Source organism: Streptomyces sp. NPDC101152 (genome assembly GCF_044768275.1).
Taxonomy (GTDB): Bacteria; Actinomycetota; Actinomycetes; order Streptomycetales; family Streptomycetaceae; genus Streptomyces.
The window spans coordinates 468,605-482,341 of record NZ_JBIWPO010000001.1 but is presented as its reverse complement, the minus strand read 5'-3'; the positions used below and the strand labels follow the sequence as shown (position 1 = coordinate 482,341).

10 protein-coding genes are annotated in these 13,737 nt (G+C 72.6%); 7 read left to right on the top strand and 3 right to left on the bottom strand.

The genetic code is table 11. From position 1 onward, the window contains the following. The first annotated feature begins 129 nt into the window (after nt 1-129). From mce to ACIRVK_RS02280, 5 genes are all read left to right on the top strand, one after another. The gene (gene mce, locus ACIRVK_RS02300; RefSeq protein WP_404243041.1) at nt 130-570 is read left to right on the top strand and encodes a methylmalonyl-CoA epimerase; all 441 of its coding nucleotides are present in this window, start codon (nt 130-132) and stop codon (nt 568-570) included. 209 nt (nt 571-779) lie between these two features. Continuing rightward, entirely contained in the window at nt 780-4,658 is a 3,879-nt protein-coding gene (gene scy / locus ACIRVK_RS02295) for a polarized growth protein Scy (protein WP_404243039.1), read from the top strand. A 195-nt stretch (nt 4,659-4,853) separates the two neighbouring features. Next, nucleotides 4,854-5,789, top strand: coding sequence for a cellulose-binding protein (locus tag ACIRVK_RS02290; protein WP_133044698.1), 936 nt, complete (start codon nt 4,854-4,856; stop codon nt 5,787-5,789). Between the two features lie 166 nt (nt 5,790-5,955). Then, nucleotides 5,956-7,209: an ABC transporter ATP-binding protein gene (locus tag ACIRVK_RS02285; protein ID WP_404243037.1), complete on the top strand. Its 1,254-nt coding sequence runs from the start codon at nt 5,956-5,958 to the stop codon at nt 7,207-7,209. After that, nucleotides 7,206-8,060 carry an ABC transporter permease gene (locus tag ACIRVK_RS02280; RefSeq protein ID WP_404243035.1) on the top strand — a complete coding sequence of 285 codons (855 nt, stop codon included), beginning with the start codon at nt 7,206-7,208 and terminating at the stop codon, nt 8,058-8,060. The genes ACIRVK_RS02285 and ACIRVK_RS02280 overlap by 4 nt, the downstream gene beginning before the upstream one ends. Nucleotides 8,061-8,067: 7 nt before the next feature. Here the strand turns inward: ACIRVK_RS02280 and ACIRVK_RS02275 are convergent, their stop codons facing one another. After that, nucleotides 8,068-8,409 (bottom strand): ATP/GTP-binding protein, encoded by a 342-nt coding sequence (locus tag ACIRVK_RS02275; RefSeq protein WP_404243034.1) that lies wholly within the window; start codon nt 8,407-8,409, stop codon nt 8,068-8,070. Nucleotides 8,410-8,630: 221 nt separating this feature from the next. On the opposite strand from ACIRVK_RS02275, the gene ACIRVK_RS02270 reads away from it, so the two are divergent. Beyond that, nucleotides 8,631-9,659: an LLM class flavin-dependent oxidoreductase gene (locus ACIRVK_RS02270; protein WP_404243032.1), complete on the top strand. Its 1,029-nt coding sequence runs from the start codon at nt 8,631-8,633 to the stop codon at nt 9,657-9,659. A 99-nt stretch (nt 9,660-9,758) separates the two neighbouring features. On the opposite strand, the gene ACIRVK_RS02265 is transcribed toward ACIRVK_RS02270, so the two are convergent. After that, nucleotides 9,759-10,151, bottom strand: a complete 393-nt coding sequence (locus ACIRVK_RS02265; RefSeq protein WP_404243030.1) for an SCO5389 family protein — start codon at nt 10,149-10,151, stop codon at nt 9,759-9,761. A gap of 254 nt (nt 10,152-10,405) precedes the next feature. On the opposite strand from ACIRVK_RS02265, the gene nucS reads away from it, so the two are divergent. Then, nucleotides 10,406-11,077: an endonuclease NucS gene (nucS, locus tag ACIRVK_RS02260; RefSeq protein WP_404243028.1), complete on the top strand. Its 672-nt coding sequence runs from the start codon at nt 10,406-10,408 to the stop codon at nt 11,075-11,077. A 71-nt stretch (nt 11,078-11,148) separates the two neighbouring features. Here nucS and ACIRVK_RS02255 read toward each other — a convergent pair whose 3' ends face one another. Further along, complete coding sequence (locus ACIRVK_RS02255) at nt 11,149-13,677, bottom strand: ATP-binding protein (protein ID WP_404243026.1); 2,529 nt, start codon at nt 13,675-13,677, stop codon at nt 11,149-11,151. Nucleotides 13,678-13,737 lie beyond the last annotated feature (60 nt).

Below are 13,737 nucleotides of genomic sequence, written 5' to 3'. Positions count from 1 at the left end.
GCTGCACTGCCGAGGAGTGAACGAGGGTTTACTTCGAATGTACTGAGTGGCACTCCGTGCCGTCACCCGGCCGTCGGTGTGATCGCGCGCACGTTGCGTAACCATCGCCGGGGCGCTGCACTGAATTCCATGCTGACGCGAATCGACCACATCGGGATCGCCTGCTTCGACCTGGACAGGACCGTGGAGTTCTACCGGGCCACGTACGGCTTCGAGGTGTTCCACACCGAGGTCAACGAGGAGCAGGGCGTCCGCGAGGCCATGCTCAAGATCAACGAGACCTCGGACGGCGGAGCCTCCTACCTGCAACTTCTGGAGCCGACGCGGCCGGACTCGACCGTCGCGAAGTGGCTCGACAAGAACGGCGAGGGCGTCCACCACATCGCTTTCGGTACGGCCGACGTGGACGCGGACGCGGCCGACATCAAGGACAAGGGGGTACGCGTACTGTACGAAGAGCCGCGACGCGGCTCCATGGGGTCACGGATCACGTTCCTGCACCCCAAGGACTGCCACGGCGTACTGACAGAACTGGTCACTTCGGCGCCTGTTGAGTCACCTGAGCACTGACCCCCGTACATAGGGGCCGGTAGGGTTGGGGGCGGTCGCCGCCACAACACGGGTGACCGCACGCCGGGGTCCGGGTTTCGGGGGACGAGCGTCGGGGCAGCAGCCCATGCTCCGCCGTTGATCTGACACCATTCCCCGGGGGCCCCGTTCGGCGGAGGACGGAGCTCGTATGGGCAGACCTGCGACCAGGGGACGGATGGGACCGCGCAGTGCGGGGCTACGAACGCCAGGAGCGAGAGCCGGCGGCTGACGTCGACCACCTCTCTCGGTTCGAGGCCGAGATGGATCGGCTGAAGACCGAGCGGGAGAAGGCGATCCAGCACGCCGAGGACCTCGGCTACCAGGTCGAGGTGCTGCGCGCCAAGCTGCACGAGGCGCGTCGCACCATCATGTCCCGACCCGACTTCGGCGGCGGCGACATCGGCTACCAGGCCGAGCAGTTGCTGCGCAACGCCCAGATCCAGGCCGACCAGCTGCGCCAGGACGCCGAGCGGGAGCTCAGCCAGGCCCGGGCGCAGACCCAGCGCATCCTTCAGGAGCACGCCGAGCAGGCCGCGCGGCTGCAGGCCGAGTTGCACCAGGAGGCGGTCACCCGACGCCAGCAGCTCGACCAGGAGCTGTCGGAGCGCCGGCAGACCGTCGAGTCGCACGTCAACGAGAACGTGGCGTGGGCCGAGCAGCTGCGGGCCCGGACGGAGTCGCAGGCGCGCCGGCTGCTGGAGGAGTCCCGTGCCGAGGCCGAGCAGGCCCTGGCGGCCGCCCGCGCGGAGGCCGAGCGGCTGACCCGGGAGGCGCGGGAGCGCCTGCAGGGCGACGCCGAGGCGGCCCGCGCGGAGGCCGAGCAGATCCTGCGCCGGGCCCGCGCGGACGCCGAGCGGCTGCTGAACGCGGCCTCCACGCAGGCCCAGGAGGCCACCGACCACGCCGAGCAGCTGCGTACCTCCACCGCCACCGAGTCGGACAGCGCCCGCCGCCAGGCGCAGGAGCTGAGCCGGGCCGCCGAGCAGCGGATGGCGCAGGCCGAGGAGGCGTTGCGCAAGGCGCAGGCCGAGGCCGACAAGCTGGTCACCGAGGCCACCGCGCAGGCCGAGAAGGCCCTGGCGAGCGCCGAGTCGGCCAACGAGCAGCGCACGCGGACGGCGAAGGAGCAGGTCGCCCGGCTGGTCAGCGAGGCCACCAAGGAGGCCGAGGCCACCAAGGAGGACGCCGAGCAGGTCGTCGCGGACGCCCGCGCGGAGGCCGAGCGGATCGTCGCGGAGGCGTCCGAGAAGGCTCGTACGCTCACCGCCGAGGAGAGCGCGACCCAGCTGTCGAAGGCGGCCAAGACCGCCGAGGACGTCCTCAACCGGGCACAGGAGGACGCGCGGAAGACCACCAAGGCCGCCGCCGAGGAGGCCGAGCGGATCCGGTCCGAGGCCGAGGCGGAGGCGGACCGGCTGCGTGCCGAGGCGCACGACATCTCCGAGCAGCTCAAGGGCGCGGCCAAGGACGACACCAAGGAGTACCGCGCCAAGACGGTCGAGCTGCAGGAGGAGGCCCGCCGGCTGCGCGGCGAGGCGGAGCAGCTGCGCTCGGAGGCGGTCGCCGAGGGCGAGAAGATCCGCGCGGAGGCCCGCAAGGAGGCCGTCCAGCAGATCGAGGAGGCGGCCAAGACCGCCGAGGAACTGCTGGCGAAGGCCAAGCAGGACGCGGACGAGCTGCGCCAGAAGGCGACGACCGACAGCGAGAAGGTCCGCACCGAGGCCATCGAGCGGGCGACCACCCTGCGCCGGCAGGCCGAGGAGACCCTGCAGCGCACCCGCCAGGAGGCGGAACGGCACCGCGAGGAGGTCGTCGAGCAGGCCGAGGGCATCAAGGCGGACGCCGAGCGGGCCGCGAGTGAGCTGCGCGAGGAGACCGAGCGGGCGATTGAGGCTCGCCGGGCGGAGGCCGCCGAGGAACTGACGCGGCTGCACACGGAGGCCGAGGAGCGCCTCGCCACCGCCGAGCAGGCGCTGACCGAGGCCCGCGAGGAGGCCTCCCGCATCCGTCGCGAGGCCGGCGAGGAGACGGACCGGCTGCGCGCCGAGGCCGCCGAGCGCATCCGTACGCTCCAGCAGCAGGCCGAGGCGGAGGCCGACCGGCTGCGGGACGAGGCCGCCTCGGACGCGTCCGCCTCGCGGGCCGAGGGCGAGGCCGTCGCCGTACGTCTGAGGTCGGAGGCCGCGGCCGAGGCGGAGCGGCTGAAGTCGGAGGCGCAGGACACCGCCGACCGGGTACGGGCGGAGGCGCTGGCCGCCGCCGAGCGGCTGGGCGCGGAGGCGTCGGAGACGCTGGCCGCCGCGCAGGAGGAGGCCAACCGGCGTCGGCGCGAGGCCGAGGACACCCTCGGTGCCGCGCGCTCCGAGGCCGGGCAGGAGCGCGAGCGGGCCCGCGAGCAGAGCGAGGAACTGCTGGCCTCCGCCCGCAAGCGGGTCGAGGAGGCGCAGGCCGAGGCCGTCCGCCTCGTCGAGGAGGCCGACCGGCGCGCGACCGAGATGGTGTCGGCCGCCGATCAGCACGCCCAGCAGGTACGGGAATCGGTGGCCGGGCTGCACGAGCAGGCCCAGGAGGAGATCACCGGGCTGCGCAGCGCCGCCGAGCACGCGGCGGACCGCACCCGGCGCGAGGCGCAGGAGGAGGCGGACCGGGTCCGCGCCGACGCCTACGCCGAGCGGGAGCGGGCCAGTGAGGACGCCGGGCGCATCCGGCGCGAGGCGGCCACGGAGACGGACGCCGCCAAGGCGCTCGCCGAGCGCACCGTCTCGGAGGCGATCGCGGAGGCGGAGCAACTGCGTTCGGAGACGGCCGAGTACGCCCAACGCGTGCGTACGGAGGCCTCGGACGCCCTTGCCGAGGCCGACCAGGCCGCCGCGCGCACCCGGGCGGAGGCCCGGGAGGACGCCAACCGCATCCGGTCGGACGCGGCGGCGCAGGCCGACGCCCTCATCACCGAGGCGCGCAGCGAGGCCGAGCGGCTGACCACGGAGACGATCCGCGACACCGATCAGCTCCGCGCCGACACGGTCGCCGAGGCCGAGCGGGTGCGGGCCGAGGCGGTCGCCAAGGCCGAGCGGCTGATCTCGGACGCCACCGGGGACGCCGAGCGCCTGCGCGCCGAGGCCGCGGACACCGTCGGGGCGGCGCAGCAGCACGCCGAGCGGGTGCGCGGCGAGTCGGAGCGGGTCGCCGCGGAGGCGGCGGCGGAGGCCGAGCGGCTGGTCAACGCGGCGCGCGAGGAGGCCGAACGGACGCTGGACGAGGCCCGCAAGGACGCGGCCAAACGGCGTCAGGACGTGGCCGAGCAGGTCGACACGCTCATCACGGAGACCGCGGCGGAGGCCGACAAGCTGCTCACCGAGGCACAACAGCAGGCGCACCAGACCACCGCGGAGGCGGAGGCGCAGGCCGACGCCATGGTGGGCGCGGCCCGCACCGAGGCCGACCGACTGGTGTCCCAGGCCACGCTCGAGGGCAACGCGCGCGTGGAGAAGGCCCGTACGGACGCGGACGAGCTGCTCGTCGGCGCCCGCCGGGACGCCACGCAGATCCGTGAACGCGCGGAGGAGCTGCGCGACCGCATCACGGGTGAGATCGAGGCGCTGCACGAGCGGGCCCGCCGCGAGTCGGCCGAGACGATGAAGGCGGCGGGCGACCGCTGCGACGCGCTCATCAAGGCCGCCGAGGAGCAGCTGGGCAAGGCGCAGGCGAAGGCCAAGGAGCTGGTCTCGGAAGCCAACTCCGAGGCGGGCAAGGTGCGGATCGCGGCCGTGAAGAAGGCCGAGGGGTTGCTGAAGGAGGCCGAGCAGAAGAAGGCGGCGCTCATCAAGGAGGCCGAGGAGCTCAAGGCCGAGGCGATCCGCGAGGCCCGGCGCACGGTCGAGGAGGGCAAGCGCGAGCTGGAGGTCCTGGTGCGGCGGCGCGAGGACATCAACGCCGAGATCTCCCGTGTCCAGGACGTGCTCGAGGCCTTGGAGTCCTTCGAGGCTCCGTCGGCGGGCAAGGACGGCGGCGTCAAGGCGGGCGCGACGGTGGGCGCCCCTCGTTCGGGTAAGCCGTCGGAGGGCTAGTCGGACACCTGGTCGACGGGTGGAAATCCGGTACCGGTTGGGGCCTTTGACCTGGTTTCTGGCAAGCCGTCCTGGCCTCAGCCACTCAAAAGGGGTGTCATTCTCCAGATCAAACACGTATCCGCTCGATGACACACCGCTTCGGCCCCTAGGATTCCCCCTATCACCTCACCGGTCTCATTTGACAGGAACCCCATGAGCGACACTTCCCCCTACGGCTTCGAGCTTGTGCGGCGTGGGTACGACCGCGCTCAGGTGGACGAACGCATCTCCAAGCTCGTCTCCGACCGTGACAGTGCTCTCGCCCGCATCACCGCTCTGGAAAAGCGCATCGAGGAGCTCCACCTCGAGACGCAGAACGCACAGGCGCAGGTAAGCGACGCGGAACCGTCGTACGCCGGCCTCGGCGCGCGTGTCGAGAAGATCCTCCGCCTCGCCGAGGAAGAGGCCAAGGATCTGCGCGAGGAGGCCCGGCGCGCGGCCGAGCAGCACCGCGAGCTCGCCGAGTCGGCGGCCCAGCAGGTCCGCAACGACGCGGAGTCGTTCGCTGCGGAGCGCAAGGCCAAGGCGGAGGACGAGGGCGTCCGGATCGTCGAGAAGGCCAAGAGTGACGCCTCGCAGCTGCGTTCCGAGGCCCAGAAGGACGCGCAGTCGAAGCGCGAGGAGGCGGACGCCCTCTTCGAGGAGACCCGTGCCAAGGCCGCCCAGGCCGCCGCCGACTTCGAGACCAACCTGGCCAAGCGCCGCGAGCAGTCCGAGCGCGACCTGGCCTCGCGTCAGCAGAAGGCGGAGAAGCGTCTCGCGGAGATCGAGCACCGCGCGGAGCAGCTGCGCCTGGAGGCCGAGAAGCTGCGCACCGACGCCGAGCGCCGCGCCCGCCAGACGGTGGAGACCGCTCAGCGCCAGGCCGAGGACATCGTGGCCGACGCCAACGCCAAGGCCGACCGCATCCGTTCGGAGTCCGAGCGCGAGCTCGCGGCGCTGACCAACCGCCGCGACTCCATCAACGCCCAGCTGACGAACGTCCGCGAGATGCTCGCCACGCTCACGGGTGCCGCGGTGGCCGCCGCCGGTTCGCCGGCCGAGGACGAGCCGATCTCCCGCGGGGTGCCGGCGCAGCAGTCCCGGTAACCACCAGCACGTCCAGAGGCCCGTACCGTCTCCCCCGGAGGTACGGGCCTCTTCGCGGCCGGTCTTTTACCTCCTCTTGAGCGGAACCGTCAGCGCCTCGATATCCTCCTAACCCTTACGGGGGGCGTGTGCCCCGCTGTCCTGAACCTTTCGATGGGTGCGGAGCATGATCGAGGCTGTCGGCCTGACCAAGCGGTACGGCGACAAGACCGCTGTGTACAACCTTTCGTTCCAGGTACGGCCCGGTGCCGTCACCGGCTTCCTGGGGCCCAACGGCTCCGGCAAGTCGACGACGATGCGGATGATCCTCGGGCTGGACAACCCCACCGCGGGGCAGGTGACGATCGGCGGCTACCCGTACCCCAAGCTGCCGAACGCGCCCCGCCAGGTGGGCGCGCTGCTCGACGCCAAGGCCGTGCACGGCGGCCGCTCGGCCCGCAACCACCTGCTGTGCCTGGCCCAGCTGTCCGGCATCCCGGCCCGGCGGGTCGACGAGGTGCTCGGCGTGGTCGGCCTCCAGGACGTGGCGAAGCGGCGGTCCAAGGGCTTCTCGCTCGGCATGGGGCAGCGGCTCGGCATCGCGGCCGCGCTGCTCGGCGACCCGCAGGTGCTGCTGTTCGACGAGCCGGTCAACGGGCTCGACCCCGAGGGCATCCTGTGGGTGCGCAACCTGATGAAGGCGCTCGCGGCGGAGGGCCGTACGGTCTTCGTCTCCTCGCACCTGATGAGCGAGATGGCGCTGACCGCCGACCACCTCATCGTCATCGGGCGCGGCCAACTGCTCGCCGACATGAGCGTGAAGGACTTCATCTCGGCCAACTCCGCCGACTTCGCGCGCGTGCGGACGCCGGACACCGAGCCGCAGTTGCGGGAGAAGCTGACGTCCGCGCTGACCGAGGCGGGCGGGCACGTGCTGCCCGAGCAGGACGGCGCGCTCAGGATCACGGGACTGCCGCTCCCCCGCATCAGCGACATCGCGCACGAGACCGACGTACGGCTGTGGGAGCTGTCGCCGCATCAGGCCTCGCTGGAGGAGGCGTACATGCGGATGACGCAGGGCGCGGTCGACTACCGCTCGACCACCGACCAGAAGGAGGGCCTGATGCAGCCCCTCCCGCCCGGCGTCCAGCCTCCGATGCCGGTACCCGGCCAGGGCCAGCCCGGCTGGTACGCCCCGCCGCCGCCCGCGCAGGGCGGCCAACCCTTCGCGATGCCGGGTCCCCACGGCGGCGCGGGGCAGCCCCCCGTGAGCCCGTACGGCGCTCCGAGCGCGCCGGGGGCGGCCGGGCCCAACCCGTACGCCCAGCCGGCCCCCCAGGCGCCGCAGAGCGGCCCGCCGGCCGTCGCCCCGCCCGCGCCGGAAGCGCCCGCCCAGCCCGCCGCCCCCGCCGACCTGACCAAGCCCGAGGACGCACGATGAGCACCCCGCAGCCCCCGATGCCGCAGGCCGCCGCGCTCGGTTCGCCGTACGCCGGCTACACCTCGCCGATCCCGGTGGTGCGCACGCACCTCGGGCACGCGCTCGCCTCGGAGTGGACGAAGATCAGATCGGTGCGGTCCACGATGTGGACGCTCGGCGTGTTCCTGGTTCTCGTGATCGGGATCGGCCTGCTGGTCGCCGTGCTCGTGCGGGCCAACGCCTCGGAAGGGAGCATGGCGAACGACAACCCGCTGTCCTACGGGGTCTTCGGCCTGCTGCTCGGCAGCATCTGCATCATCACGCTCGGCGTGCTGACCACGGCGTCCGAGTACGGCACCGGGATGATCCGGACGACGATGACGGCCTGCCCGTCCCGCAGCCGCGTGCTGGCGGCGAAGGCGATCGTGTTCTTCGCCGTGGCCTTCACGGTCACCTTCGTGTCCGTGCTGCTCGTCGCCCTCGCCGACGTCTCCATCCTCAGCGGCGCCAAGTCCCCGAGCGTCCAGGAGTGGCTGAAGGGCACCTTCGGCATCTCGCTGTACATCGCCCTGCTCGGTCTGCTGTCGCTGGTCCTCGGCTCGGTCATCCGGCACTCCGCGGGCGCCATCACCATCATGATCGGCCTGGTGCTGGCCCCGCTGGTGCTCGCCCTGTTCATGTTCTCGCCGTCCCTGAACTGGCTGCGCGACGCCCTGCTCAACTACTCGATCCCGAGCCAGATGAGCGTCTTCTACGCCAGGTCCCTCACCCAGGGCGGCCCGACCGGCTGGGACCCCCTGTGGATCGCCGTGGGCGTGACCGCCGCCGCGTTCGCCGGCGCGGTGTGGCTGCTGCAGCAGCGGGACGTGTAGCCGGCTCTCAGAACTTCGGCGCGTTACGGGACCGCTGCACCCGCGTGGTGCGGCGGTCCTTCGCGTTCCAGCACGCCTTGTGCCAGTGCCTGCGGTCGTCGACGCCCGAGTGCTCCGGCCACGCCACCACGTGCGGGACGCCCGAGGGGATCAACTGGTCGCAGCCCGGGCAGCGGTAGGTCTTGCCCTGCGCGCTCGCCCCCGCCACATGCCGCACGCTCCACTCCTCGCCCTGCCAGCTCTCGCTCGACTGCCAGCCGCCGTAGCGGCCGCTCCGGTCGTCCTCGGCGCCGCGGCCGGACGAGGACGACGGATCGGCTCCCTTGGGTCGGTTGCGACGCGGGGACACGGGACACCTCACGGGGCTATACAGGAAGCAGGGGCCGTCTCCAGCCTACGGGCCCGGGACAGGGGTACGCGTAGAGGACCAACCCGTGCAAGCCCCGCTGCGGCCGCCCATTCTGCAGACAATCCGCAAATCTCTCCGTCAGGCCGTGTCCTCGGCACGTGTCAGGCGGTTATGCCGGGCGGGGGAGCTCCGCGTCGGAGCCAAGAAAGCAGGAAAAAGCAATGCGTGTAGGAACATTCGTGTTGGCGGCCCAGTTCCCGGGCCAGGGTCACGGGGAGGCGCTGCACCGCGCGATCCGCTCGGCCGAGGTCGCCGAGGAGGCCGGTCTGGACTCCGTCTGGCTGGCCGAGCACCACTTCGTCCCGTACGGGACCTGCCCGTCGGCGATCACCCTGGCGGGGTTGCTGCTGGGCCGCACCAGCCGGCTCCGGGTCGGCACGGCGGTCAGCGTGCTGCCCACCGTCCACCCGGTGGCGCTCGGCGAGCAGGCCGCGCTGCTGCACGTCACCTCCGGCGGCCGCTTCTCGCTGGGCGTGGGGCGCGGCGGCCCCTGGGTGGACCTGGAGGTCTTCGGCTCGGGTCTCGCCGCGTACGAGAAGGGGTTCCCGGAATCACTCGATCTGCTGGTGCGTTGGCTGCGCGAACCCTCGGTCGGGGCGGCGGGCGAGCGGTTCGCCTTCCGTGAGGTACCCGTGGTCCCCCGGCCGTCGGAGTCCCTGTCGGACGCCCCGGGCCCGGAGGTGGTCGTCGCCTGCACCTCCCCGGCCAGTGTGCGGCTGGCGGCCGGGCGCGGGCTGCCGATGCTGCTCGGGATGCACGTGGGCGACGAGGAGAAGGCCGAAATGGTCGCGCTGTGGCGGAAGTCGGCGCGCGCGGCCGGGCATCCGCCCGAGCTGGTGCTCGGCGCCCGCCATGTCTCGGCGGGCATCTGCCAGATCGCGGACCGGCGCACGGACGCGATCGAGGCCCTGACGAAGGCGATGCCGGGCTGGCTGAAGCAGGGACTGGAGGCCCATGTCACCGTCGACGGGCGGGAGCGCAGCATGCGCGACCCGCTGGCCTACACCGAACTGCTCTGCGGGCTGCACCCGGTGGGCACCCCGAGGTTGTGCGCGGACCGACTCGCGGCCACCAGCGAGCGGACCGGCATCTCCCGCTTCGCCCTGCTGGTCGAGGGCTCCGGCGACCTCGCGGCCACCGAGGAGAACGTACGGCGGCTGGGCGCGGAGGTCCTCCCCCACCTCGGCTGATCACGCACGGGGCCCATCTTCCGTGCCCGGCACGGAGCTTGCCGCTCCGGTACTGACTGCACCTCCCGCGTACGGAGCGGCAAGCCTGCGTCGTGCCGCTCAGCAGTCCCGAAGCTCCGGAGACTGGTTGAGCAGTTGACTGCGCACCGAGGTGAAGCGGGCCAGCGTCTCGTCCACGGACGAGTCCAACGGGAACACCGCCACCCGGTGGCAGTTCTGGAAGGCCAGCCGCACTCCGAAGTGCCGCTGCAGGGCGCCGCGTATCGCATCACTCGCGAGCGCACGCAGCAGCTGACCGCGTGCCTGCTCGTCCGGCGGGGGCGTCAGGTTGTCGGCGAACTGTCCACCGTCCACCTTCAGCTGGGCCACCAGGGAGCTGATCATCTCCCATGCGTAGGGCAGGGAGGTCCGGACGCAGTCGACGAAAGCTGCTTCGTCGACCTCGCCTCGCTCGGCCTGTTCGAGTAGGGCCGGTGAGACGTCGAGCGACATGGGTTCTCCTCTCGCACCCCCGCGATGACGGGGGTTGCCGGACAGATAAGGGAGTTCACGACGCCGATACGCTGTGTGCATGCCTCGCGACCTCCCGTTCCCTACGGTAGGCAACCGACGGTGACCGCACCAGCAGAATGCGTACATGCGGCGACCTCATTGGGCACACAATCAGCCAGAATTGAACGAGGGTGGTCAGTGGTTTTACGGGGCGAATCGCGTGCACCCTCGCCCGTCGAGTAGCGTTGCCGACCATGCGTCTCGTCATTGCCCGATGCTCCGTCGACTACGCGGGCCGGCTCACCGCCCATCTCCCCTCGGCGCCCCGCCTGATCCTGGTGAAGGCGGACGGCAGCGTGTCGATCCACGCGGACGACCGTGCGTACAAGCCCCTGAACTGGATGTCCCCGCCCTGCACGCTCAAGGAGGGCACGGGCGACGACGAGGGCGTGTGGACGGTCGTCAACAAGGCGGGCGAGAAGCTCATCATCACCATGGAGGAGGTCCTCCACGACTCCTCGCACGAACTGGGCGTGGATCCGGGCCTGATCAAGGACGGCGTGGAAGCGCACCTCCAGGAACTGCTCGCCGACCGCATCGAGACCCTGGGCGACGGGTACACCCTCATCCGCCGCGAGTACATGACGGCCATCGGCCCGGTCGACATCCTCTGCCGTGACGCCGAGGGACAGACCGTCGCGATCGAGATCAAGCGGCGGGGCGAGATCGACGGGGTGGAGCAACTCACGCGCTACCTGGAGCTGTTGAACCGCGACCCCCATCTCGCCCCGGTCCGCGGCATCTTCGCGGCCCAGGAGATCAAGCCGCAGGCCCGTGTGCTCGCGACGGACCGCGGCATCGGCTGCACGGTCCTGGACTACGACGCGCTCAGGGGCATCGAGGACGACAAGCTGCGCCTGTTCTGAGCGGGGTCTCCGGTACGGCCGAGGGGGCCGGGTTCGTCGTGACGAACCCGGCCCCCTTCGGTGTGGGTGCCTCAGATCACCGCGCCTGCGGAGCGGCTCGGGGAACGGTCGCTGCTGGGCGTCGGCGCACTCGCCGAGCTGCTCGTCACCGCCGGGGCCGATGACGCCGGACCGCTCGCCGAGTTGCTGGTGGTCGGCGGGGCAGGCGACGGGGACTGCGACGCCGACGCGGAAGGTGAAGCCGACTGCGACGGTGACGTCGACGGCGAAGACGACTTGCTCGGGCTCGACGACGGCTTCGACGTCGCCGAGTGCGAGGGCGAGGTCGTCGGACCGCCCCCCGACCCCTTCGTCCCGCTCGGGTTGTCCGTCGGGGTCTTGCCGCCGGACGGCACGGTCGGGCCGCCCGAGGTGCCGTACGTGCCGCCGGCGCCCGGGTTGCTCGGCCTGCTGGTGGCCGTGCCCGTGTCGCCGGCGTTGCTGTTCTTCGGCTTGTCGGCGCCCAGGGAGCCGTCGTCCACGCCCGCGCTGGCCGACGGGTTGACGCCGACCTTGTTCGAGGGGTTGGTGGCGTCGTTGTTGGACGTGGCGCCCAGCGTCACCACCGTGCCGAGCACCGCCACGAGCAGCGCGCCCGCGCCGGCCGCGACCAGGTTGCGCCGGGCGAGCCCGCGGATGCCGGCGCGGTGGGCCTTGGGCGGCGTACCGGGCGGGGGCGCGCGGTGGACGACGATCGTCGCGGTGTCGCCGCTCGACGGGAGCGCCGGCAGGGCCGCCCCGAACGCGGCCGGCACTCCGCCCGGCGGCGACTGGGACTCCTCGTACCGCGCGTCCGGGACCTCCTCGCCGGCGGTCGGCACGAACCCCGGCGCGGTGCCGGTCCGGTCGGCCACCAGGGCGAGGGCGCGGCGGCCGGCGACGGTGCCGCGCTTGTCGGAGGTGGCGCCGCGCAGTCCGAGGGAGGTCTCCAGCTCGGTGCGGGCCCGTTCGAACTCCCCGCAGCAGATCGCGAGGATGCCCAGCTCATGGTGGAAGTAGGCCTGTTCGGCCACCTCTCCGGCCAGCCGGGCGGCCTCGGCACCGGCCCGCAGGGCCCGGTCCCAGGCGGTCCAGTGCAGCCCCGCCGCGAAGGCGGGCGCGGCCGTGCGGGCCAGTTGGACGGTGACCGCCTCCTCGCCCTCGGCGGGCGGGGTCGTGCCCGGCACCAGGAGCGTGAGGGCGGCGAGCAGGGCGTCGGCCTCGGCGCACACGCGTTCCGGGGTGACCGAGGGGTGCCCGGCCCACCAGGCGTAGTGCTGGGCGGCGGTCAGCGCGCGGGCCTCGACGTCGTCGCCGTACCCGGCGGCCTCCAGTTGCTGCAGTACGCCGACCGCGAGGCGGTAGCGGGAGCCGACGGCCGAGACCAGGCCGCAGGAGGCCAGTTCGCCGAGGGCGGCGTCCGCGTGGGTGTCGCCGACGAGGGCGGGCAGATGGGCCTGGTGCGGGACCTCACCGCCGAGCGCGACGGCGAACCGCAGGGTGGCGCGGGCCGAGTCGCTGAGCCGGGCGGCGAGCAACGGCGCGGGCGCGGCGGCCTCGCCGAGCGAGGGCAGGGGTATCTCGTCGCCGTCCTCGGCGCCGAAGGGCGTCTCGAACGGCGCGTCGACGGGCAGAGCGTCGGCGAAGACGCCGAACTCGTCGACGGCGGACGCGCCGGCCCGCTGCTGGTCGCGCTGGCGCAGCAGCGCACCGGCCTGGACGAACCGCAGGGGCAGGCCCTCCGACTCGAACCAGAGGTCGCCGGCCCAGTTGGCCTCCTCCTCGGTGAGGACCCGGCCGACGGCACGCTCGATGATCTCCACTCCGCCCGCGCGCTCCAGGCCGCCGAGCAGGACCTCCTCGACGGGGGAGTCGGCGGACGGCGCCGGCACGTCGGGGGTGGCGCCGATCAGGAAGGCGCATTCCGGCGTCGCGTCGATCAGCTCGTCGAGCGCGGCACCGCCGAACTCGATGTCGTCCAGGACGACGACGGCGCCGATCTCGCGGACGTATCCGAGCAGTTCGTCCCGCTCGGGGCGGTGCAGGGGGGCGTTGTAGACGCTGTAGAAGAGGTCGTACAGCAGGTCCTCGGCGCCGCGGTGGAAGCCGCTGAGGCGGACGACGCCGTCGGGGGCGAGGTCCGAGCAGTCCTCGGCGACCAGGTCGAGCAGGGCGCTGCGGCCGGAGCCGGCCGGGCCGGTGAGGCGTACGGAACGGCCGCGGGCCAGGAGGCGGACCAGGCGTTCGCGGTCGTCCTGACGCTCCAGGAGGGACAGGGCGGGCCGGCTGGGTCCCGGCGGGACGGGCGCCCTGGCGGCGCGGTCCGCCTCGACGCGCTCGGCCGCGGTGAGCTTCTCGGGCCGGCCCGGGCGCTCGCCGGGCGGGCAGGCCTCTATCTCGCTGCCGTCGACGGGGTTGACGGTGAGCAGGTGGTCGCCGGTGACCAGCTGTACCGTGCGGGCCAACGCGGGCGTGTGCTGGCCGAAGTCGGATGTGAGGGAGTCCCTGGGCGGGCGCGGGCGCGGCATGTCGCCGTCGCCGTCATGGCCGTACTCCTCGGGTCCCCGGTTGTTCGGGTCCATAGGTTCAAGCCCCCCAAAAGCGCTCGTGTGCCGATACAGCCCCTCCCGGCCTTGCCGCAC

Excerpts from the sequence above, each read along its gene's own strand:
- mce (WP_404243041.1), top strand. The coding sequence starts at position 130 with ATGCTGACGCGAATCGACCACATCGGGATCGCCTGCTTCGACCTGGAC.
- ACIRVK_RS02290 (WP_133044698.1), top strand. The coding sequence starts at position 4,854 with ATGAGCGACACTTCCCCCTACGGCTTCGAGCTTGTGCGGCGTGGGTAC.
- ACIRVK_RS02285 (WP_404243037.1), top strand. The coding sequence starts at position 5,956 with ATGATCGAGGCTGTCGGCCTGACCAAGCGGTACGGCGACAAGACCGCT.
- ACIRVK_RS02280 (WP_404243035.1), top strand. The coding sequence starts at position 7,206 with ATGAGCACCCCGCAGCCCCCGATGCCGCAGGCCGCCGCGCTCGGTTCG.
- ACIRVK_RS02270 (WP_404243032.1), top strand. The coding sequence starts at position 8,631 with ATGCGTGTAGGAACATTCGTGTTGGCGGCCCAGTTCCCGGGCCAGGGT.
- ACIRVK_RS02265 (WP_404243030.1), bottom strand. The coding sequence starts at position 10,151 with ATGTCGCTCGACGTCTCACCGGCCCTACTCGAACAGGCCGAGCGAGGC.
- nucS (WP_404243028.1), top strand. The coding sequence starts at position 10,406 with ATGCGTCTCGTCATTGCCCGATGCTCCGTCGACTACGCGGGCCGGCTC.
- ACIRVK_RS02255 (WP_404243026.1), bottom strand. The coding sequence starts at position 13,677 with ATGGACCCGAACAACCGGGGACCCGAGGAGTACGGCCATGACGGCGAC.